This window comes from Peribacillus sp. B2I2 (assembly GCF_041261685.1).
Lineage (GTDB): Bacteria > Bacillota > Bacilli > Bacillales > DSM-1321 > Peribacillus.
Genome location: NZ_JBGCCB010000001.1, coordinates 2,329,549 through 2,350,365, shown reverse-complemented (window position 1 = coordinate 2,350,365; position 20,817 = coordinate 2,329,549). Strand labels below are relative to the sequence as shown.

General features: G+C 42.4%; 21 protein-coding genes and 2 riboswitches. Of the genes, 4 read left to right on the top strand and 17 right to left on the bottom strand.

The window, feature by feature from the left end; genetic code table 11:
• Positions 1 to 177: 177 nt before the first annotated feature.
• Genes ABIE66_RS11750 through ABIE66_RS11680 form a run of 15 tightly spaced genes read right to left on the bottom strand, consistent with a single transcriptional unit; the run spans position 178 to position 14,365 of the window.
• On the bottom strand, positions 178 to 1,695 hold the full coding sequence (locus ABIE66_RS11750) for a cobyric acid synthase (RefSeq protein WP_370014804.1): 1,518 nt from the start codon (positions 1,693 to 1,695) through the stop codon (positions 178 to 180).
• A gap of 12 nt (positions 1,696 to 1,707) precedes the next feature.
• Positions 1,708 to 2,244 carry a cob(I)yrinic acid a,c-diamide adenosyltransferase gene (locus tag ABIE66_RS11745; RefSeq protein ID WP_370014803.1) on the bottom strand — a complete coding sequence of 179 codons (537 nt, stop codon included), beginning with the start codon at positions 2,242 to 2,244 and terminating at the stop codon, positions 1,708 to 1,710.
• A gap of 14 nt (positions 2,245 to 2,258) precedes the next feature.
• Complete coding sequence (locus ABIE66_RS11740) at positions 2,259 to 2,822, bottom strand: nitroreductase family protein (protein WP_289335526.1); 564 nt, start codon at positions 2,820 to 2,822, stop codon at positions 2,259 to 2,261.
• On the bottom strand, positions 2,801 to 3,610 hold the full coding sequence (gene cobA / locus ABIE66_RS11735) for a uroporphyrinogen-III C-methyltransferase (protein ID WP_370014802.1): 810 nt from the start codon (positions 3,608 to 3,610) through the stop codon (positions 2,801 to 2,803). The genes ABIE66_RS11740 and cobA overlap by 22 nt, the downstream gene beginning before the upstream one ends.
• 14 nt (positions 3,611 to 3,624) lie before the next feature.
• Positions 3,625 to 5,040 (bottom strand): cobyrinic acid a,c-diamide synthase CobB, encoded by a 1,416-nt coding sequence (locus tag ABIE66_RS11730; protein WP_370014801.1) that lies wholly within the window; start codon positions 5,038 to 5,040, stop codon positions 3,625 to 3,627.
• 16 nt (positions 5,041 to 5,056) lie between these two features.
• Positions 5,057 to 6,181, bottom strand: a complete 1,125-nt coding sequence (locus ABIE66_RS11725; RefSeq protein WP_370014800.1) for a cobalt-precorrin 5A hydrolase — start codon at positions 6,179 to 6,181, stop codon at positions 5,057 to 5,059.
• Complete coding sequence (gene cobM, locus ABIE66_RS11720; protein WP_289324822.1) at positions 6,178 to 6,954, bottom strand: precorrin-4 C(11)-methyltransferase; 777 nt, start codon at positions 6,952 to 6,954, stop codon at positions 6,178 to 6,180. Before cobM ends, ABIE66_RS11725 begins: the two co-directional genes overlap by 4 nt.
• Positions 6,951 to 7,658, bottom strand: a complete 708-nt coding sequence (gene cobI / locus ABIE66_RS11715; protein ID WP_289316648.1) for a precorrin-2 C(20)-methyltransferase — start codon at positions 7,656 to 7,658, stop codon at positions 6,951 to 6,953. Before cobI ends, cobM begins: the two co-directional genes overlap by 4 nt.
• On the bottom strand, positions 7,651 to 8,853 hold the full coding sequence (gene cbiE / locus ABIE66_RS11710; RefSeq protein WP_370014798.1) for a precorrin-6y C5,15-methyltransferase (decarboxylating) subunit CbiE: 1,203 nt from the start codon (positions 8,851 to 8,853) through the stop codon (positions 7,651 to 7,653). The genes cobI and cbiE overlap by 8 nt, the downstream gene beginning before the upstream one ends.
• The gene (locus tag ABIE66_RS11705) at positions 8,828 to 9,961 is read right to left on the bottom strand and encodes a cobalt-precorrin-5B (C(1))-methyltransferase (protein WP_289335531.1); all 1,134 of its coding nucleotides are present in this window, start codon (positions 9,959 to 9,961) and stop codon (positions 8,828 to 8,830) included. Before ABIE66_RS11705 ends, cbiE begins: the two co-directional genes overlap by 26 nt.
• A gap of 5 nt (positions 9,962 to 9,966) precedes the next feature.
• Positions 9,967 to 10,614: a precorrin-8X methylmutase gene (locus ABIE66_RS11700; protein ID WP_230156409.1), complete on the bottom strand. Its 648-nt coding sequence runs from the start codon at positions 10,612 to 10,614 to the stop codon at positions 9,967 to 9,969.
• A gap of 15 nt (positions 10,615 to 10,629) precedes the next feature.
• Complete coding sequence (gene cobK, locus ABIE66_RS11695) at positions 10,630 to 11,397, bottom strand: precorrin-6A reductase (RefSeq protein ID WP_289324818.1); 768 nt, start codon at positions 11,395 to 11,397, stop codon at positions 10,630 to 10,632.
• A complete protein-coding gene (locus tag ABIE66_RS11690) occupies positions 11,394 to 12,308 on the bottom strand; it encodes a sirohydrochlorin chelatase (protein ID WP_370014797.1) in 915 nt (304 codons plus the stop codon). The genes cobK and ABIE66_RS11690 overlap by 4 nt, the downstream gene beginning before the upstream one ends.
• An 18-nt stretch (positions 12,309 to 12,326) precedes the next feature.
• The gene (gene cobJ / locus ABIE66_RS11685) at positions 12,327 to 13,982 is read right to left on the bottom strand and encodes a precorrin-3B C(17)-methyltransferase (protein WP_289324816.1); all 1,656 of its coding nucleotides are present in this window, start codon (positions 13,980 to 13,982) and stop codon (positions 12,327 to 12,329) included.
• Between the two features lie 14 nt (positions 13,983 to 13,996).
• On the bottom strand, positions 13,997 to 14,365 hold the full coding sequence (locus tag ABIE66_RS11680; protein ID WP_370014796.1) for a (2Fe-2S) ferredoxin domain-containing protein: 369 nt from the start codon (positions 14,363 to 14,365) through the stop codon (positions 13,997 to 13,999).
• Between the two features lie 149 nt (positions 14,366 to 14,514).
• Positions 14,515 to 14,705, bottom strand: a riboswitch (cobalamin riboswitch).
• Positions 14,706 to 14,907: 202 nt separating this feature from the next.
• Positions 14,908 to 15,103, top strand: a riboswitch (cobalamin riboswitch).
• 175 nt (positions 15,104 to 15,278) lie between these two features.
• Here ABIE66_RS11680 and ABIE66_RS11675 point away from each other — a divergent pair.
• Genes ABIE66_RS11675 through ABIE66_RS11660 form a run of 4 tightly spaced genes read left to right on the top strand, consistent with a single transcriptional unit; the run spans position 15,279 to position 17,962 of the window.
• The gene (locus ABIE66_RS11675; RefSeq protein WP_370014795.1) at positions 15,279 to 16,022 is read left to right on the top strand and encodes an energy-coupling factor ABC transporter permease; all 744 of its coding nucleotides are present in this window, start codon (positions 15,279 to 15,281) and stop codon (positions 16,020 to 16,022) included.
• A gap of 1 nt (position 16,023) precedes the next feature.
• Entirely contained in the window at positions 16,024 to 16,335 is a 312-nt protein-coding gene (locus tag ABIE66_RS11670; protein ID WP_289324814.1) for an energy-coupling factor ABC transporter substrate-binding protein, read from the top strand.
• Entirely contained in the window at positions 16,322 to 17,098 is a 777-nt protein-coding gene (cbiQ, locus tag ABIE66_RS11665) for a cobalt ECF transporter T component CbiQ (RefSeq protein ID WP_370014793.1), read from the top strand. Before ABIE66_RS11670 ends, cbiQ begins: the two co-directional genes overlap by 14 nt.
• A gap of 18 nt (positions 17,099 to 17,116) precedes the next feature.
• On the top strand, positions 17,117 to 17,962 hold the full coding sequence (locus ABIE66_RS11660) for an energy-coupling factor ABC transporter ATP-binding protein (protein ID WP_370014792.1): 846 nt from the start codon (positions 17,117 to 17,119) through the stop codon (positions 17,960 to 17,962).
• A 104-nt stretch (positions 17,963 to 18,066) separates the two neighbouring features.
• Here the strand turns inward: ABIE66_RS11660 and ABIE66_RS11655 are convergent, their stop codons facing one another.
• On the bottom strand, positions 18,067 to 18,288 hold the full coding sequence (locus tag ABIE66_RS11655; RefSeq protein ID WP_370014791.1) for a YozQ family protein: 222 nt from the start codon (positions 18,286 to 18,288) through the stop codon (positions 18,067 to 18,069).
• A 215-nt stretch (positions 18,289 to 18,503) separates the two neighbouring features.
• The gene (locus tag ABIE66_RS11650; RefSeq protein ID WP_370014790.1) at positions 18,504 to 19,931 is read right to left on the bottom strand and encodes an alanine/glycine:cation symporter family protein; all 1,428 of its coding nucleotides are present in this window, start codon (positions 19,929 to 19,931) and stop codon (positions 18,504 to 18,506) included.
• Positions 19,932 to 20,817: the final 886 nt, after the last annotated feature.

Here is a 20,817-nt window from a genome sequence, read left to right as displayed (position 1 = left end):
CATCCTTTTATATTCTTTAAAGTATGTAGAGAAGACAACATAACATATCTTATATGCGTCTGTCACTTAATATGGCTAAATAAAAGGAAGTGTAACCCTATACTGATGTGTTTTTTAGTCATTTTTTAAGGATGGGGGCTTTGATTAACTCATAATTTGATTCTGTCGGACCATTTTTCAACTTTCTGTAGTTTCCAGCTGCAGCCATTGATAGATGGTATCCATATCAATGTTTTCTTCCAAATGGGAAGCCAAGAGATTGTACGCTTCCTCCCTACGCTCCGAGTCGCTTTGAACGTTTTCATTCACTTCATCCAACCCCTTGTTCCGCCGAATTTGGTTAACTAGTAATCTAGTGAACAAGCGATTATGGAAAATCCCATGAAGGTATGTTCCCATTACCTTGTTGTCAGTGGATATGGCTCCATCCTCTCTTCCATCCTTCAATAAAAGAAAGGGCTTTACTTGTGACTTCAATGTCGTTCTGCCTAAATGTATTTCGAAACCGTTAAGATTCATTTGACCTTCCATTATCCCAGCAGAAAGTACACCTTCCATTTGTACTGTTTTCTTTTCTGCTTGAAATACGGTTTCCACCGGAAGAAGCGAAAGCCCTTCTGCGTTCTCACCGTTACCTTCTACAGCGTCAGGATCGAAAAGTTTAGTCCCAAGCATTTGAAAACCGCCGCATATACCAAAGATCATCGCCCCTTGTTCACGCAGTTCATTAATGGCTCCATCCAACCCCACATGTTTCATCCACTCTAAATCTTCCATCGTGTTTTTTGTACCCGGCAAAATAAGAAGGTCAGGATTACCTAACTCATTGACACTGCTAACTAGCCGGACACCTACTCCAGGTTCATCAAAAAAAGGATCCACATCTGTAAAATTGGAAATCCGCGGAAATCTCAAGACGGCTACATCAATCGGAAACTCAGCCTTTTTAGGTTTTTTAAAACGTAAGGAAGAGAGTGCAAGCGAATCTTCCGCTTCAATATTCACATCTAAATAGGGAAGCACCCCGAGAACCGGAATCCCGGTTTCCTTTTCCAACCATTCAATGCCATCGTCCAACAGTTCTCGCATGCCACGAAATTTATTGATGATGATCCCCTTTACACAATCGCGTTCATCTTTATCCAATAAGGCAAGCGTCCCGATTATGGACGCAAATACTCCACCACGATCAATATCGGCCACTAAAATGACAGCCGCATCCGCGAGTTTGGCCATTCGCATATTCGCAATATCCCGGTCCTTAAGGTTAATTTCAGCCGGACTTCCTGCACCTTCGAGTACGATGATGTCATATTCATCTTGAAGCTTTTCAACCGATTTACGGATGATGGGCATGGCTTCTTGGACAAATTGATTCCGATAGCTTTTTGCATTCATATCAAGAAAATGCTTGCCATGCACGATGACTTCCGAAACCATATCCTGCTTCGGTTTCAGTAATATCGGATTCATATCCGTTGTTGCCGTGATCCGCGCTGCCTCCGCCTGTACTCCTTGAGCCCTTCCGATTTCACCGCCATCCAAGGTTACAAAAGAATTCAAAGCCATGTTTTGTGATTTGAATGGGACAACACGTAATCCTTTATTGGAAAATACCCGGCAAAATGCCGTACAAATCAAACTTTTCCCTACATCGGATGACGTCCCTTGTATCATGATGGATCGTGCCTTCATTCCGCTCACCCCCTAAAACTCTAATCCTTTGACAGCGCCGATACCCTCGTCATAATAATGCTTGGTCGCCTCAATGGATGAAACCAAATCCGCCATTTCCATAATCTCTTGCTTGGCATCCCTACCGGTAATGACTAAATGCATATGAGCGGGACGATTATGAATCGCATCGATGATTTCAGTCAGTGGCAAGACATCTTCTATCGGGAATTTGGAGATGGCTAACGCATTGTTCAACTCATCCAGAACAAGTAAATCAATGTCAGGATCACCAAGGGCCTGTTTCGCCTTTTCCCAAGCTAACTGTAATGCGCTGCGATGCTCTTCTGGTGTTTTGGTCCATGTAAAACCAATACCTAGCTGTTCCATTTCAACTCCTAATTTCTTTAAAGCCAATGCTTCCCCATATGTACGCTCTGGAGATTTTATGAACTGAAGGAATTTGACATTCATTCCTCTGCCGATCGCCCTTAAAGTCACCCCTAATGAGGCAGTCGTCTTCCCTTTCCCATTTCCCGTATAAATAAGGAATAATCCTCTGCGTGCCACTCACTCACCTACCTTCATAGCCATACTGTTTTCTCTATGTATGAAGTCCTTTTAGTAGCAGGAGCTGGTTGATCGGCTTTAGGGTACCCGACAAAAATGGTGCCGATCACTTTTTTATTTTCCGGTGAACCGATGAATCCGTGCAGGCGTTCATCCCTGACAAGACCCACTCCCCTAGTGCGCCAAACGAATCCAAGACCAAGTTCTTTTGCGGCAAGCCACATCGAATGGACGGCACAACAAGAAGCAAAAACATTGTCTTCGGATGAATCCGGATCGTCAGGCAATATATCGGAAGTCACGACAATGATAAGCGGTGTCGTCTTTACGACTTCCAGTGAACTATCAATCAATTTTGGTTTGGTCGGGAAGCGTTCATGTAAATACTTTTCTGCCAATCTTTCATAACGTTGCTTCGCTTCTCCCTTGATCACATAAAAACTCCAAGGTTCACGTAAACGGTCATTAGGGGCATAGGTAGCCGCTTCCAATAACTGCCTGATTTTTTGGTCTTCCACTTCTTTTTCTTCGTAATTCCTTATTGCCCTGCGTTCCTTCAATTCTTGAATGATGGACATTCCGACTCATTCCCTTCAAAAGTGGACTCTGATTCAATCACTCTTTCAAACCATTGGATTTTCTCCCTTAATTGGACGACATCGCCTACTAGAAAGATTGACGGATTTTGAATTTCCTCTTTTATAGCCAGCAAAGAAATCGAACTCAAAGTACCTGTAATCGTCCTCTGTTTATCTGTCGTACCCCATTCGATGACAGCCACTGGCGTTTTACCGTCCCTGCCATGCTCCATCAATTTTTCACAGATAAACGGCATATTACCTATTCCCATATAAAAAGCGATGGTATCGATGCCTTGGGCCAATGCCTGCCAATTCAGGTTATCCTGCCCCTTGTAATCACGGCCATGTCCTGTCACAATGGCATAACTTGAGGCATGTTCACGGTGGGTAACCGGGATGCCCGCATAAGCCGGAGCTGCGATTCCCGCTGTGATTCCTGGGACGATATCATATTCAATTCCGTTAGCAGCCAGTATCTCTGCTTCCTCACCGCCCCGACCAAAGACAAATGGATCTCCACCTTTTAGACGGGTGACGTTTTTCCCCTGTAATGCTTTTTCCACTAAAAGTTCATGTATTTCATTTTGAATGAGATGATGTTTCCCTGGTGATTTTCCGCAATATACCAATTCTACATTTTCTTTAGCATAGGTTAATAGTTCTGGATTGACAAGCCTGTCATATGCAATGACATCCGCCTTTTGGATACATTCCAGCCCATATACCGTAATCAGTTTCGGATCTCCGGGACCCGCACCGACCAGATGTACTTTTCCCGGTTTCATGCTCGCGCCTCCTCTTAATCTTCAAAAAATACCTTTTCCATGTTGATGGTTTCTTGTGTGAATCTGTTTTTTTGTTTTAAGCAAGCATTGATCCAGTTCTTTGCCAATATTGGATTGGAAGCAAAGTGAAAGTGTGTATACCCTGCAACAAGGTTACCTAATACACACCCCTCTTGTTTGGAACCGAATCTGCCTTTGGCTTCGTAAGCATGTGTAAGATCATCATCCGCTTCAAATGTCGAGTAGTGGAATTCATGACCTTTTGCCTGTTCAGTTTCATTGATCAAAAAATTGCTTGAAGTTCCTGTAATTTCACGATACCCAAGTGCCGCAAGTTTTTTCTGCATTTTAATCCTGCCTGGTATCATTCCTGCCATCTGATGCGTTTCTCCTGAAGTTGTTTCAATCGATTTGCTCAAAAACATGAAACCCCCACATTCCGCCAGGGTCGGCATCCCCTTTTCAATGGAGGTTCTGATGGATCTGATAGCACCCACGTTCCCGGAAAGTTCATCTGCAAATTCCTCAGGAAAACCGCCTCCAAGGTATAAGCCATCAGCATCCATTGGAACTTCTTCCCCTTTTAATGGAGAAAAATACTTGATGTTCGCCCCATATGCTTCAAGCAACTCAAGATTTTCCTGATAATAGAAATTGAAGGCTGCATCTTTTGCGACGGCAATGCACACCTCCTTTTCATTTTGGGGTTGAAATATATTTGAGTTTCCACTGGAAACGGCCCTTGTCTTTGACAAACGGTATAACTGATCGATATCGATCGTTTCCATGACCAATTGTGCAAGCTTATCGAAAAACGGGTTAAGTTCACCGCGTTCAATCGCAGGAATCAAGCCCAAATGACGGCTAGGAATATCAATATCCATTTCCCGTTTCATATATCCCAGCACCGGTACATCGCATTCTTGCTCAATGGCTGATTTGACGATTTTGTAATGGCCTACACTTCCTACTTGATTGGCAATGACCCCAATGATGTTCGGACCGGTCGAAAAGTCCTGAAATCCTTTTACAATGGCAGCCGCGCTCCGTGCCATGCTGGCACAGTTGACTACCAACAGGACAGGGCTTTGCGTGATGACGCTGATTTCAGCGGTCGATCCTGTATTGGATAAAGGACTTTTGCCATCGAAAAAGCCCATGACTCCTTCAATGATCGATATATCAGCTCCAGTAGCTGCTTTGTTAAGAATTTCCTTGACGGTGTCATGTTCGAACATCCAACTGTCAAGATTACGTGAAATTCGTCCTGTAACTGCAGTATGATAGGTTGGATCAATATAGTCAGGACCACATTTGAACCCTTGAACCGTATAGCCTTTCTTCTGGAGGGCTGCCATGATTCCGATGGTCAATGTCGTTTTTCCGACACCGCTTCCGGTACCTGCAATTACCAATCTTCTATCGTTCATATAGGTTTCTGCCTCCTTAAAAAGGAATGATCCCAACTGATATGGTTACGTTCCCCGATTTTTTTTTAACCAGTTCCAATTGTTCGGCTTTCGTATAAATCCTGACAGCCGGTTCACTCACACCATATGCACCTGTATATTTAAATACTGTATCGGATGGCGCTTCGATCTGAGCTTGATTAAGCTCTTCCGGTTCATAATAAACAAATTCCCAGCCATATTTTTTAACAACTTCAATTAAGCCAATTTCGTCTTTCTTTAAGGAAATGGTACAGATCGCTTTAACGCTTTTTAAGGAAAACGATAATTCCGCTAGTGTTTCTTCAATCACCTGCTCAATTTCGGCAGCCGCTGTTCCTCTATTGCACCCGATACCGAGAGCAATGACTTGAGGGCGGTAGACGATCCCATTTTCCAAGATTTTCTTTTCCGGCTGGCTAAGCATGCGGTGAGTCACGACCAGGGCTGCTTGTGGCTTTGCTTGAAGCGCTTCTTCAATAGACGGGTATACGATTATCCGTTCAGGTAATGCCGTTTCATACGACCACCAGTTCCGTTCACCTGACTCCTGTACAACGGCAACATGCTCTTCATTTACAACGGACGCACTTACTGGCGTCAATTTTTCTGCAGAATCCCAAACCCAGCCAAAACGCTGGCCGAATAAGTCGACAGGAATCGTTTTTTGTACATCCGAAGCCGTAGTGATTATAGCTTTTGCGTCAAGGGCAGCAGCAACTTCCTTAGTCAGTTCATTTGCTCCCCCAAGATGCCCTGACAGTACACTGATGACATTTTCCCCTTTGTCATCAATGACAACCACACCTGGATCCGTTTTCTTATCCTTCAAAATTGGTGCAATCATCCGCACGACTGCACCGAGTGAAATAATTAAAATGATTCCTTTATATTCCTTGAATAAAGCTGGTAAAAGCATACGGACACTTCCCGAAAAAAGCTGGATCTGTTTATGCTCTTCGTCCCCTTTTTCAAATTTGCTCATGTAATAAAGATCGGAATTCGAAAAAACGGTATGTAATTTTCGTGCCAGCTCGACACCATGCTTTGTAATCGCAACGATCGCATAAGTATGTGACCGTTTAATGGGAGCAAGTTCCTCTTCCTTCAATTCAATGATCATGGCTTAACACCTTTTCTGAAACCGTGGGTAAAACTCGCATCATATAGTTTGGAACGGTATTCATCTTTATCATGGATATTAGGGTCTAACGCCCATCCAGCCAAAATCATTGCATGCTTGCGGATACCATTTTTACGCATATCATCATCTAAATTCACTAAAGTGGTACGGACGATTTTTTGGTCCGGCCATGTTGCCCGTTGAATGACTGCGACCGGAGTATCATCCTGCCAACCGGCTGCCTGGAGTTCTTTAACGATTTTTTTAGTCAAGGTCGCACTCAAGAAGAGGGCAATCGTACAGTGATGACTAGCCAAATCACGTAACTTCTCAAATTCCGGAACAGGCGTACGCCCTTCAGCCCTCGTCAATATGAGTGTCTGGGTTAAATCCGGGATAGTCAGCTCTGCTCCTATTGCCGCTGCCGAGGCGAACACCGAACTTACGCCAGGGATCACCTCATAACCAATACCTTCTTTCTTCAATAGGACAATTTGTTCCATGATTGCGCCGTACATGGCAGGATCCCCTGTATGGATCCTGGCAACCAGCTTTCCTTCTTTAACCCGATCAACCATAATGCCAACAATTTCTTCCAAATGCATTCCAGCCGTTTTTAGCACCTCGGCATCCGGTTTTGCCTTAGCAATCAATTCCTCATTCACTAACGAATCCGTATATAAAATCACATCCGCCGTTTGAAGAATGTTCAATCCTTTTACAGTAATCAAATCCGGATCTCCTGGGCCAGCGCCTACAATAAATATCTTCATTTTCTCACCACCATCAATGTTAAGTATTCTAGTTCAAGTCCTTCCAATTCACTCACTTTCCAAATCACTTCTTCATCGGATGTGACTTTGGTAACGACCGAGGCCTTTTCAAGCAAGTCTAAATCTTTTAAAACAGTAATCATTAAATCGATGACTTTTGCCACTTTAATGAACACCACGGCATCATGATCTTCAATTGCCTTCTTCATCGCTTCATAATCATCCCTTGCCGGAACAATCGCGACATGATCATCACCATCTGCCAAAGCGATGCCCAACCTTGACGCCGATCCATTAAACGAAGAAATACCCGGGACTGTCTTGATTTCGACTTCGGGATGCAGCTCCTGCATCAATTTCATCATATGTATGAACGTACTATATAAAAGAGGATCACCTTCCGTAACGAAAGCGACATCTTTTCCTTCGTATAACTTTTGCCAAACCTTTTCAACCGTTCCGTTCCATTCCCGATCCAAAATCGCTTGATCTTTCGTCATCGGAAAAACAAGGCCCAGCATATCCTTCTCTTCAGGACGGATGTAAACTTCAACGATACGGTGGGCGTAGCTTTTACTGCCTTTTCTTTTTTTTGGATATGCAATGACCGGAGATTCCTGAATCACGCGAAATGCCTTTACTGTAATAAGCTCTGGATCGCCTGGGCCAACGCCAAGGCCATATAATGTACCAAGATTACTCATTCATGTCTTCCTTTCTTTGTGCAGTAATGATATAAACCGGATTAAGTGGTACAAATCTGTTCATTCCCAATATTGGCTTACTTCGGGAAATTTGCGCATGCATGATGGAAGTGTGAAAACCAGCTTCCGCAAATGCCTCATTAGCCCGGTAAAGATTCTCAATCGTTGCAGCATTTAGAACGATCCTGCCGCCCTCTTTAAGCCGTTTACAGCAAGTATTGATTAAATCTACCATTTCGCCGCCGGTCCCCCCAATGAAGATCGCATCAGGATCTGGAAAAGTTTCCAATCCTTGCGGAGCTTTACCATGAATGGCTGTTATATCGGTACGGAATTTACGTTGGTTTTGATAACAGTTTTCTAAGTCAGGCTCATTTTTTTCAATTGCGAAGATTTGTCCTTCGGATGCAAACTTAGCCGCTTCAATTGCCATTGACCCCGTACACGTCCCAACATCCCAAACTATGCTGTTTTTTCTGAGCTTCAGCGCATGCAGGCTTAATACTCTAATTTCCTTTTTGGTTATGAGTCCTTTATCCGGCTTACGTTGCGAAAATTCTTCATCTTCTATCCCTAAAGTCCAACTTGGACCTTCAGATTTTCTTTTTAAAATGACGACATTCAACGGGGAAAATTCCCGCTCCATCATTTCCTCAAGTTCATACCAACCTGAGTTTTCAGTTTCTCCTTGAAGATTTTCAGCCACGAATGCCCGATATTCAGTCATTCCGAATGAAAGGAGATATTTAGCCAGTTGGTTGGGAGTATTTTCGACGTCAGTAAGCAAGGCAACTTTCGCTTTCCCATCAATCCTTTGGGCCAGCCCTTTCATACTGCGGCCATGAACACTAACTATAAAAGCATCTTGCCAGCTTTCACCCATTTTTGCAAAAGCAAGCTGAATGGAACTGAAATATGGGTAAACCTCCATGTTGATTTTGCTGGAAAGATAGCCTCCCATTCCATAAAACAATGGGTCACCGGAAGCCAAGACAACAGTTGGACGAGTTTCATCCTGCAGTTGTTCTACCACTTTTTTCAAACCGCCCTTTATGACAATCTTCTTGCCGGAATAGTTAGGAAAGAAGGATAAGACCCTCTCACCCCCGACCAGCACTTCACTTTCTTCTATCCATTGGGCATATTGAGGCAGTAAGCTTTCCTGACCGTTATCCCCTATCCCGATTAATTTCATCGATTGACTCAATTCCAACAGCCCTTCCCAGTAATTGTCCTTTCAACGAATAAATCGCCGTTTCCATTTCAATGCCACCCTTCACTTGCTTTATAGCAGAGTGACAGCAGGATTCACATAGTTTATTAAAAAAATCAAAATTATTGATCGCTGACATCATATCCCCGACTTGTGACGCTGTATTTGCATTCTTGATTTCAAGAACAAGATCATCTTCAGCTCCGACGCTTTGGGCTATTTCCGATAGAAAACCGAAGTCGACCGGAGCGCTTTTTGAATGCACCATCATCACACCTTGGGCAACTTTAGAAAATTTCCCCATCATACCAATCAGTGATACCTTTTTAATTCCCTGCCTTTTACATTGCTTAAGTGAGAAGCCTACAAAATCACCCATTTCAATAAAGGCTTCCTCAGGTAAATCCTGAAGAAGGCCCATTGCATACTTTTCACTACGCCCGCCAGTGGTTAAGACAAGATGCTCACACCCACTCGCCTTGGCGACACTGATAGCCTGGACGATACTTGCCATATAGGCGGAACTGGAAAAAGGGACGACGGTGCCCCTTGTTCCCAAAATGGAAATGCCTCCCACAATCCCAAGGCGGCCATTTAATGTTTTTTTAGCTATTTCTTCACCTGCAGGCACGGAGATAACGACTTTCACTCCTCTATTAATCTTAAATTCTTCCAAGGTTTGTTGCACAGTGGTTAATATCATTTTGCGCGGTACAGGATTAATGGCCGCTTCCCCTACAGGAACGGGAAGCCCGGGTTTGGTCACTCGCCCCACACCAATCCCTCCATCCAAGATGATTCCTGGTGCATCCGACCAGCTGACAGTAGAAATGATATGTGCCAAATGGGTGGCATCTGGATCATCTCCGGCATCTTTAATCGTTTCTGCACTAACCGAATTTTCCGATATATCATATCTCTCAATGGTGAAAGTGGCATCACGGCCGATAGGCAAGGAGATCGTAGCCTCCTCAAGGGCATCCCCCGTGATCAAAGCGGTCAATGCCGCTTTAGTCACGGCTGTCGAACATGCCCCCGTCGTATACCCATGGCGCATTTGTGAGGGATCTTTTTTTACTTTCTTTTCCATGTTTATTAACTATCAGCTAAAAGGGAAATTGCGTTCAATGCTGCAACCGTGACAGTACTTCCACCTTTTCGGCCAATATTCGTAATGAATGGCACTTCTGTGATCTTAGCCAGTTCCTCTTTCGATTCCGCTGCAGAAACGAACCCAACAGGCATTCCAATAATTAAGTCCGGCTTTGCAATCCCTTCTTTAATAAGGCGAATGAGCTCAAGTAAAGCTGTAGGTGCATTGCCAATGGCATAAATGCCCCCTTCATTTTCCTTTACGGCTTTTTGCATCGAAATGATCGCTCTTGTCGTATTCAAACGTTTTGCTTCGACCATCACATCTGGATCTGAAATGTAGCAATGAACGTCCCCGCCGTGTTTTTGAAATCTTTTTTTGCCTGTACCGCTCTCGATCATTTGCACATCCGCAATGACATGTCTACCTTTGCGAATGGCTTCCACACCAGCTTGAATGGCATTTGGATGGACGATGACACTTCTTCCCAATTCAAAATCAGCTGAAGCATGAATGACCCGGCGGACGATCTTCCATTCATCCTCAGAAAAATCATGATCGCCCATTTCTTCAGCTATCATTGAAAAACTATAATCATATATTTTGTCTGGATCTACCGTTAGTGGTTTGAAATCCGTTTTAAAGTCCATCTTGCATTCCTCCTATTATTTATTCAACTGATTATTCAACTCGGCAATGACATGATCAAAACTGGAATGAACATTTTGATAGTCAACATCTGGCCTTGATATCATAATCGTCTCTATTCCACATTCCAACGCGGCTTCCAATTTCTCATCAACCGCACCGACCTTGCCACTTTCTTTCGTTATCATCAATGTGACGCCATACTGTTTATATAGGGCTTTATTTAATTCTTTGGAAAATGGACCTTGAATCGCAACGATATTTTTTTGTTCAATGCCTAGCTGCGCACATTTTTCCATATTATCCATGCGTGGCAGCATTCTTGCTATGACTCTGGTATTCTCGAGTCCTACCAATTCTTTTGCGAACACCGCTAGGGTTTTACTTCCGGTCGTGAGCATGATGACTCCCCGTTTTGCAGCAGCCAGCTTGGAAGCTTCCTCATAATCACGGACAACTATCAATTTGTCATTCTGAAACCGTTGGCTTTCACGCTCATAACGAATATAAGGAACATTTGCTGCCTTTGCTCCGTTAAGAGCGTTTTTGGATGCTTCTTCCGCAAATGGGTGACTTGCATCAACTACAGCCTGAAAACCTTTTTCAGAGATTAAAGAGGTCATATCCTCTGCAGTTAATCGGCCAATCCGGGTGGATATCCCTGCATCTTGCAAACTCTTCGCCGCCGACTCGGTTACAACAGTTGCCAAAACCTTGAATCCCACCTGCTGCATCTCAATCGCTAATTCCCGCGCATCACTTGTACCCGCCAAGAACAAAATCATTTTGACGTACCCACCTCTTGCCCATCGTGCTGATGGTCGTGGTCATGATGGTCGTGGTCATGATGGTCATGGTCGTGGTCGTGATGGTGATGATGGTGGGCATGTCCATGTTCCTCGACATATTTTCGATAGTTTTCCAAATCACGTGCCCCACTTGATCTGCCTTCACTAGCTTCAATTACTCGTTCTTGCAGAATGTTCTGTAAGGTTGGATGATACCCAAAATACTTCGCCAAAATAAATTCCCGATCAAGATATTGCTCTTGATAGCCTTTCAGCATATCCTCCATTCTTTCCATTAACACCCCCGTGAAGAGGAAATATGGCAGCATCACTATTTTTTTTGCACCCAACCGGATGCATCGTTCAATGCCTTCATCAACATGCGGGTCCGTTACACCCATGAACGCTGTTTCGACCCATTTAACGTTTAATTTTTCCCATAATAATCGTGAAATTTTATATATATCACTATTTGCATCAGCATCACTGCCCCCTCGGCCAATTAGCAATATTGCTGTCTCAGCCTGTTCCGAGGATGTATCGAAGCCGGCTTCCTCAAGTCGGTCTGTCAGGATCGTCAATACATCATGGTGGACCCCGATCGTTTGACCATATGTGAATTTCACTTCTGGATATTTGGTTTTCCCATCCTCTATTTCAGCTGGGATATGTAATTTCGAATGTCCTGCATGCAACAAAATGATTGGTATGACGATAACTTCCGTAGCCCCTCGTTTTACACAATTATCAATGCCTTTTGATATATTCGGTGTCGCAAATTCCAGGAAGCACGTTTCTACCAAAAAACTGTCATCCATTGCCGGAATCATATTTTTAATAAAATGAACGACTTCTTCGTTTCCCGAAGCCAGGCGGCTTCCGTGTCCTACAAACAAAACTGCTTTCATTTACTTTCCCCCTCTTGATTAGTCTTCACAAGGCGCAGGCTCTATGTTTATTTTGGGAGCAATGTCCTGATAAGAAAAATTCTGTATCTTTTTTGAACGTTTGAAGTATTTAAAAAGCCGCTCATTTGGATGGGCATTTTGCTTATACTCCCCGACAATGTCCGTAATCAATTCAACAAGCCGTTCCGGTTCAATGCCTTCAGCTACCGGCTGACCTGGATGGGCCGTTCTTCCAACCGGTTTAGCTCCAAGAAATAAGTCGAACTTCCCTTTTCGGAAAACAATCCCGATGTCATCCATCACGGCACTATAACAAGCCATTCCACACCCATTAAATCCGATGTTCAGTTCCTTAGGCATTTTCATTCCGCCAAGCACCCGGTGTATTTCATCCGCATATGGTATGGATTCCGCTTTTTCACCATCACAGAAATCACAGGCTTTTAATGTCAGTACATCTCCAATCGGCGATAATAGAAAGTTTGCTGATTGCAATTTCCCCGTAATGACTTCCGGGTCCGTTGTCGGGATCTTTAAAACGATCTTATGATTTGGCGTGTATTCCATCGTTCCCTTTTCCCCGACAACTTCCGCAAGTGTCATCATTTGTTTGGGAGTGAATTGTTTATTCGCCACACCTGGACTTACGGCAAGTTCGAATACCGACTCCATTTTTTGCTGGACAATCGGCTTAATGGATTGCTGAACGGTTTGACCCTTCACTCTTGACAAGGCTTCCATTGCCATTTCAAAAGAAGCGGACTTCTTTTCTGGTGCTTTTGTAAGTAATCCAACTCCTCCAGCAGGCTCGGTTAAGGTTTCTTGCATGGAATCGGCTTCTTGATCTAATGCCCACGGTTCTGCTTCTTTTTGCAGACGCTGATGCGGCTTCAATGTTTGCTTTTCCGAATTCAATGTATATTTCCTCTGATAACCTCTTGGTGTGATGATTTTGTCATCGTATAAGAAGGTGGATGAATTACCGATAATGACGGTGGTCAACATTCCAATATCGTGATTCAACATATCTTTCAAATTGGTTATGACAATATCCTGCCGATCGCGATAAGCACTTTTCACCAACCCGACTGGTGTATCTGGCGAACGGTAGCGAAGGAGAATTTTCTGTGTTTCAACAATTTGCCTAGTCCGCCTGCCGCTGCGCGGATTATAAAGCGCAATGACAAAATCAGCCATTGCAGCTGCTTCCACCCTTTTAGCGATTAGGTCCCAAGGAGTTAAATGATCACTGAGGCTGATCGTACACGAATCGTGCATGACTGGTGCCCCAAGTAAAGACGCACAAGAGTTGATTGCAGAAATACCAGGAATGACTTCAATGCCCACTCCAGTTTCTTCTTTCCAACCTTTTTCAATCAATACTTCATAAACCAACCCTGCCATCCCGTAAACTCCGGCATCCCCACTGGAAATGACAGCCACTTTTTTTCCCAACTCCGCTTGTTTTACTGCTTCCTGAGCACGTGATACCTCTTCAGTCATCCCCGTACTAATGATCGTTTGATCTGTAAGCAGACCCTGAATGAGTTCAACATAAGTTTTATAACCAATGATGTAGTCACTTTCTTGAAGGGCTTCGACAGCACGTTTGGTAATGTGTTCAAAATTCCCTGGTCCAAAGCCCACGACGAATAATTTACCGTTTGTACTCATTAAGACATCTCCTTTTACGATTTGTTCTTTGAAATACCCGTATGAGCAGGAAAATCTGGATTAGGTTTCATTTCCCCATCACTGAATTGGTAGATCATCTGTGGGACATATTCCCCATCATCGATATTGCTGACAATCTCCCGACCGAAATCAGGCGTATCCACTCTATACCATTTCCCTTGGGGATAGGCAATCACAACGCAGGCATCCTTACATCTTCCGTTACAGCGTGTCCTGGTTGTATGAATTTTCAAATCCAGTCCCTTTGAAGTAATTTCATCGCGAATCGCTTGAGTTACTTCTTCCCCGCCCTTTTTCATGCAACTGCTTCCATTGCAAATCAACAAATGCGTATTTGTACCCTTCAAGTTCCAAGTAGTCATCTTCTTCCTCCTGAGTTCAGGGAAAAGGCAAAATAAAAAACCTTAACATAAGAGTCAAGGTTTAAAAAACTATATGAATGAGGAGCCCTCCGCAAATATGCTGAATCTCCAAAAATCGTCATAGTCCTTCTACCTTTCCCTCCGAAAAGTATCATACAATTTAAAAAGCAGGTTTCCTGGCTTACGCTTCATTTTACTTTGTCCCTTCCCGGCTTTAAGCCAGTGGTTATCGACAAATTCATCAGCGTTTACAGTAGCGGGGGCTGCATCGGATTTTCACCGATTTCCCTATTATCCCTTGCATTTTTCACACAAGAGCACTTTTAAAATGAAATATTTGGTTTTATTATACAATTATAGCTAACCTTATCTATCATATAACAACTTTAGCAAAATTCAATAGTTTATTCCGACTGTTTAGAAAAGTTTAATAGTGTAAATCCAGCCATAAGCCTTTCCTCTCTGCAATCTTAGTCAAAAAAAAAAAAGAGAGTGTAGCTGGAATTATTTCTTTATGGTACACTATACGAGAATTTTCGAAATAATTACATAAGTTTTATGGTGTTGAATTTCTCGGAATTCAGCTTAAAAGGGAAGCCGGTGAAAGTCCGGAGCGGTCCCGCCACTGTAAAGGGAAGTCCTATTACGTTAACATTAATCCACTGTCAAATGAGATGGGAAGGATGTAACGGGACAATGAACCTAAGCCAGGAGACCTGCCATGAAGCGTGAAACTGTTTCAGCCTACGAGGATGGGTGTGCGGATCAGGCAGAATGGCCCATATTGGTTTAAGCTGCAAAATTCCTGTTCATTACGCACTTCTTTCTTTTGAGAGAAGTGCTTTTTATGTTGGGCGCCGCTTTTCTTCTAAAGTTTTGATCAGAAAAATTAAAGGTGTTGAAAGGAGAAAGAATGAAAAGAGTCAATTGGAAAATTCTTTATTTTGTCATTTTACTGCTTCTTGTCCCAAAACGTGCGATGGCCATGCATATCATGGAGGGCTTTTTACCAATTGAATGGGCCATATTTTGGTGGGCCGTGACCCTTCCATTTCTAATCTTGGGTTACCGGTCCATTAGGTCCAAAGTAAGGGAAAACCCAGAAACAAAAATGATGCTCGGTCTATCGGGTGCATTCGTATTCATATTATCTGCCTTGAAGATTCCTTCCGTTACGGGAAGTTCTTCACACCCTACCGGAGTTGGTTTAGGTTCCATATTATTCGGGCCATTGGCCATGAGTGTCGTAGGCTCCATCGTTCTATTATTTCAAGCTGTTCTACTGGCTCACGGAGGATTGACGACATTAGGGGCCAATGCATTTTCCATGGCTGTATGCGGACCTTTCATTGCTTGCTTTGTCTTCAAGGGCGCAACTAAATTGGGGTGGTCTTTTTCGCTGGCCGTTTTCTTGGCAGCTGCTTTTGGCGATTTAGGAACCTATGTGGTAACTTCCGTTCAACTTGCACTTGCTTTTCCATCCGAGGTAGGTGGATTCATAGCCTCATTCAATAAATTTGCTGGAATATTCGCCCTGACCCAAATTCCCTTGGCAATCAGCGAGGGATTATTGACAGTGGTTGTGATGAATTTCCTGAAAAAATACAATCTAGGCGAATTGAAATTGCTGCGAGTTTTATCTAAGGAGGCCCGTTAACATGAAAAAAAGTTTATTGCTGCTTTTCCTGGTCGTCATTCTTGCCACCATACCGTTAATAACCCAGCAAGGAACGGAATTTGGCGGTGCCGACGGCGAGGCTGAAGAAGCCATCACTAAAATTCAGCCGGAATACAAGCCTTGGTTTAATAGTATTTGGGAGCCGCCAGGTGCGGAAACCGAGAGCTTATTATTTGCGCTGCAAGCTGCAATCGGAGCTGGTTTCATTGGATACTTCATTGGCGTAATGAGACAAAGGAATAAACAAACCAAACAAGAAATGAACGAAAAATCGAAACATGTTACTCATTGATAAATATGCCTATTTCAATGGGCTAAAGGATGTACATCCATTGGAAAAGATGATTTTTGCACTCTCCCTTATGCTGTTTTCGTTAACGGTAAGGGATTTGGCCGTTTCGCTCATCACTTTTATGGTGATGAGCGCTTTAATCATTTTTGTGGCAAAAATCCCGCTTTTGTATTATCTGAAATTACTCTTATTACCAGGATTCTTTCTATTATCAGGCACACTTACCATCCTTTTTTCTATCTCCAGTACATTTACTTCGATACCGAATATTTGGTGGTCCTGGAAAGTCGGAAATTGGCAAATTTTCATCAGCGATGGCAGCATTGGTACAGTGATCAATTTGATCACTGTCGTATTTAGCAGTATAAGCTGTTTATATTTCTTAACCTTGACTACACCCATTACCGTCATTCTATCCGTACTGCGAAAACTTAAAGTGCCTTCCTTATTGATCGATTTAATAGAATTGACCTATCGCTTCATCTTTATTTTTTTAGATACAGCTTTGGCCATTCACTTAGCACAAGCTTCACGACTGGGATATGGTTCGGTAAGGCAAGGCATTCGATCTCTCGGGTTACTAACCTCATCATTATTTTTGGGAGTATTCCAGCGCTCTGGGCAATTGACGATGGCCATGAACGCAAGAGGATATCAGGAGAACCTTTCTTATATCGAGGATACTTACACCTTTTCCTCAAGCAATTGGCTGATCGCCATTGTAATACTAGGAAGCTTAATCCTTATTTATGGATATATGTAAATTGGAGGCAATTCAAAAATGGAAGAAGATATCTTTAATATAGAGGGCCTCACGCATCAATACGCAGACGGGACGTTCGCGATAAAAGATCTTTCACTACTGATTCAACAAGGTAAAAAGATTGCATTATTAGGCAATAATGGAGCCGGCAAATCGACTCTATTCCTCCATTTAAATGGTCTTTTACAACCAACATCAGGAACAATCAGATTTAAAGGCAAGAAAATGAAATATGACCGTAAAGCATTATTATCATTACGAAAACAAGTCGGAATCGTTTTTCAAGATCCCGACTCCCAGCTTTTTTCCGCTAATGTTCAACAGGATATATCGTTTGGACCGATGAATTTAGGATGGGATAGAAATGTAGTCCAGGAGAAAGTGCAATGGGCGATGGATCAAACGGCAGTAACGGAACTGAAAGACAAACCTACCCATTTTTTGAGCTTAGGGCAAAAAAAACGTGTCGCCATTGCCGGGGTACTTGCCATGGAACCAGATGTCTGGCTCTTAGACGAGCCTACCGCTGGATTGGATCCTTATTTCTCCAGACAGATCATGGCTCTGCTGGACAGTATCCACCACCCAGACAAAACGATAATTCTATCAACTCATGATGTTAATTTAGCCTATCAATGGGCTGATGAAGTCGTTGTCATGAACGATGGTAAGGTCATATACCAAGGGGACCCTGTATCCGTTTTTCATGATGAAGACATTTTGATGAAGGCTCATCTCGAGAAGCCGTGGGTTTTTGAAATGTTTCAAGCCCTCCTTCAATCAAGAATACCCGGAGAAAAGGAACTTGTCCCAAGAACGAAGGAAGAGTTGCTTCAAAAAATCGAGACAGAAAAAATTTATTAATTAAAATCCCCTAGCTTGTTTCATCATTCAAAAAGCTAGGGGATTAAATCGTTATATCCTTAAATATATCAGTCGAAAATTCTTGACCCTAACCAAAAAACAAGTCATTTCCTTTCTTCCTCAGATCCTTCTTTTTTAATCTCGATATCCTTTCCGTTTACATCATCAATGACAGCTTTTATCTCGCCTTCTGCATAAGTATCCGAGACTTGTTCGTGGGTTGTAGCCAATCCAGAAGATAAAGTATCTTCCCGTTTATAGTCGCTGACATCATATATTCTTCCTGCGATTTCTGAAGATTCATTTTTTGATTGCTTGCTATCCATTGTTTTCACTCCCAGTTTTCAAATTGTCCAATCATCGATTGACAGCAGTAATAAAGACAAAGGTATTTTGTGTAAAAAACAAAGCAATATTCAATAATGATAAAAAAAGGAGGAAAAAAGGCTGATTTTACTTATTTTCAATCAATTGATTTCACAAAAAAAACTTACAAGCAAAATCCCTTCACAAGGACTTTACATGTAAGCTTAATGAGAGTTTAGCTCTCCTTCTTCACATCCATATTATCGGATGGATCACCCCAACATTCCACATTCTTCAAACCTTTAATATTGTTCACATGGAAAACGGGATTTTTTCCACTTTTCTTTTGCTTTTGATAATCCGCCAGTGCAGCAAATGCAATCTTCCCTAGTAATGCTATGGCGATTAGGTTGATAATGGCCATAAGGGCCATCAGCAAATCAGCAAGTCCCCAAACAAATTCAAGTGAGGCAAGCGAACCAAATATCACCATCCCTACAACTGCGATACGATAGATGTTTAGCCAAACCTTATTTTCATTGATGAAGCCGATATTCGACTCCCCATAATAATAGTTACCCACAATGGAACTAAAGGCGAATAACAGTACAATGATGGCAAGGAAAATACCAGCCCAAGATCCCAATGCGGTTCCAAGGGCATTTTGGGTAAGGACGATTCCATCCGTTTCCTTCGATGTATAAAGACCTGAAAACAAAATGATGAAGGCAGTCGAACTGCAAATGATGAGCGTATCGACAAAAACACCAAGAGACTGAATGAGACCTTGTTTGACAGGATGACTGACATCGGCTGTCGCGCCAGCATTAGGTGCACTACCCATCCCGGCTTCGTTTGAAAATAGGCCGCGCTTGATTCCCTGCATCATGGCTGCTCCCAGTACTCCGCCAGCCACTTCTTTTATTCCATCGAATGCACTTTCAAAGATCAAAGCAAAAACACTCGGTAACTCGGTAATATTCATGATGATGATGATCAACGCCACTATCACATAGGCTCCTGCCATGATTGGGACAATGACTTCAGAGACCTTTGCAATCATTTTGATCCCGCCAAAAATGATGACAGCCGTGACGATAGCCAGGATGATTGCCGTAACCCACTTTTCAATCCCAAACGATTCGTTGAATGCGCTTGTAATCGTATTGGCTTGTACCGAATTGAAAGCAAGTCCAAATGTAAGCGAAATCAACACAGCGAACGTAATCCCCATCCAACGGGCATTCAATGCTTTTTCCATATAATAGGCAGGACCGCCACGGAATGCATCCCCATCCTTGACCTTATAGATTTGAGCAAGTGTACTTTCAATAAAAGCCGAAGCAGCTCCAATCAGTGCAATTAACCACATCCAGAAAACGGCTCCCGGACCTCCCATCGTGATTGCGATGGCAACACCTGCAAGGTTACCCGTTCCTACCCGGGAAGCCGTGCTGATGCAAAAAGCCTGGAAGGATGTCACACCTTTTTTATCCGCCGTGGCACCTTCGCCCAAAAGCCTGAACATTTCCCCTACCATTCTGAATTGGACAAACTTCGTGCGTACGGAAAAATAAAGACCCAAACCAATCAACATGATGATCAATATGGATGACCATAACACATCATTTGTCCCACTAATAAAATTTTCTAACATCTCCATTAAAACAAACCCCTCTACTTAACTCTAATTATTATTATAAAAACATATACAACTATAATTTATTTCCCGTTTCATCAGGGAGATAAACAAATGAAGCCCATAAAAAAAAGGAAATTCCAGAATGAATCTCCAATACAATAATATATTATATCCTAACTCACATTTTTTTTCATTCATGAATTGGTGGAATCAATCGAAAAATTTAATATTTCAGTATCATTCCCTTTAGATAATAATCTTTCTGACTCACTTCATTTAACGTTCATTCCCAACGGGAGTTATTTTCTATTTTTATCCACATCATTATAAAAAAGTACTAAGGGGGTACTGTTAAAATTGAAAAACACAAAAAGATTTTGCTGTGCCTAACGTAAAATCAGTAGGCAGAGGCTCATAAAAAAAAGGAGCATTTCAGCTCCCCCTACATAAAACTATAACTTATTGCCTCAATAATATCAGGATCAATATAGGTTATCTCCCCTGTAATATCTCTGATGATTCCTACCTTTTTCTCACCCTCTACAAAAGTAAATCCTTGTTTCTTATATATTTCAAAGTCTCTTTCTTCAACAGCTAATCAGTAGCAAATATATTCTCCATGTAAGCAATCTCATATTTAAACTTACCATAGTGGTCTGTATTAAAGATCCATATTTCATTAAAAGGATTGAACACAGATCATCTCCATCGATTTTCTCAATTTTTCATTTAAGGCATATAATCCTTTAATTAGTGACATATAAAAGAAATACCATAAGTAATTCCAAACTCTAAAGTAAAAGCTATGTTCTTGTCTTCTGGATATAAATTAGGGGAAAAACTTAAAAAACACAGCTACTTTTGGATTGAATATGTTTGCTAGAAATCCTTCTTTAGTATAATTTTT

Coding starts and splice junctions, on each gene's coding strand:
- ABIE66_RS11725 (WP_370014800.1), bottom strand. CDS start 6,181: ATGATCATTGAATTGAAGGAAGAGGAACTTGCTCCCATTAAACGGTCA.
- ABIE66_RS11670 (WP_289324814.1), top strand. CDS start 16,024: ATGAAAAAAAGTTTATTGCTGCTTTTCCTGGTCGTCATTCTTGCCACC.
- cobM (WP_289324822.1), bottom strand. CDS start 6,954: ATGAAGATATTTATTGTAGGCGCTGGCCCAGGAGATCCGGATTTGATT.
- cbiE (WP_370014798.1), bottom strand. CDS start 8,853: ATGAAATTAATCGGGATAGGGGATAACGGTCAGGAAAGCTTACTGCCT.
- ABIE66_RS11650 (WP_370014790.1), bottom strand. CDS start 19,931: ATGGAGATGTTAGAAAATTTTATTAGTGGGACAAATGATGTGTTATGG.
- ABIE66_RS11750 (WP_370014804.1), bottom strand. CDS start 1,695: ATGAAGGCACGATCCATCATGATACAAGGGACGTCATCCGATGTAGGG.
- ABIE66_RS11740 (WP_289335526.1), bottom strand. CDS start 2,822: ATGTCCATCATTCAAGAATTGAAGGAACGCAGGGCAATAAGGAATTAC.
- cobK (WP_289324818.1), bottom strand. CDS start 11,397: ATGATTTTGTTCTTGGCGGGTACAAGTGATGCGCGGGAATTAGCGATT.
- ABIE66_RS11700 (WP_230156409.1), bottom strand. CDS start 10,614: ATGGACTTTAAAACGGATTTCAAACCACTAACGGTAGATCCAGACAAA.
- ABIE66_RS11655 (WP_370014791.1), bottom strand. CDS start 18,288: ATGGATAGCAAGCAATCAAAAAATGAATCTTCAGAAATCGCAGGAAGA.
- ABIE66_RS11705 (WP_289335531.1), bottom strand. CDS start 9,961: ATGGAAAAGAAAGTAAAAAAAGATCCCTCACAAATGCGCCATGGGTAT.
- ABIE66_RS11680 (WP_370014796.1), bottom strand. CDS start 14,365: ATGACTACTTGGAACTTGAAGGGTACAAATACGCATTTGTTGATTTGC.
- ABIE66_RS11730 (WP_370014801.1), bottom strand. CDS start 5,040: ATGAACGATAGAAGATTGGTAATTGCAGGTACCGGAAGCGGTGTCGGA.
- ABIE66_RS11690 (WP_370014797.1), bottom strand. CDS start 12,308: ATGAAAGCAGTTTTGTTTGTAGGACACGGAAGCCGCCTGGCTTCGGGA.
- ABIE66_RS11660 (WP_370014792.1), top strand. CDS start 17,117: ATGGAAGAAGATATCTTTAATATAGAGGGCCTCACGCATCAATACGCA.
- cbiQ (WP_370014793.1), top strand. CDS start 16,322: ATGTTACTCATTGATAAATATGCCTATTTCAATGGGCTAAAGGATGTA.
- cobJ (WP_289324816.1), bottom strand. CDS start 13,982: ATGAGTACAAACGGTAAATTATTCGTCGTGGGCTTTGGACCAGGGAAT.
- cobA (WP_370014802.1), bottom strand. CDS start 3,610: ATGAAACCGGGAAAAGTACATCTGGTCGGTGCGGGTCCCGGAGATCCG.
- cobI (WP_289316648.1), bottom strand. CDS start 7,658: ATGAGTAATCTTGGTACATTATATGGCCTTGGCGTTGGCCCAGGCGAT.
- ABIE66_RS11675 (WP_370014795.1), top strand. CDS start 15,279: ATGAAAAGAGTCAATTGGAAAATTCTTTATTTTGTCATTTTACTGCTT.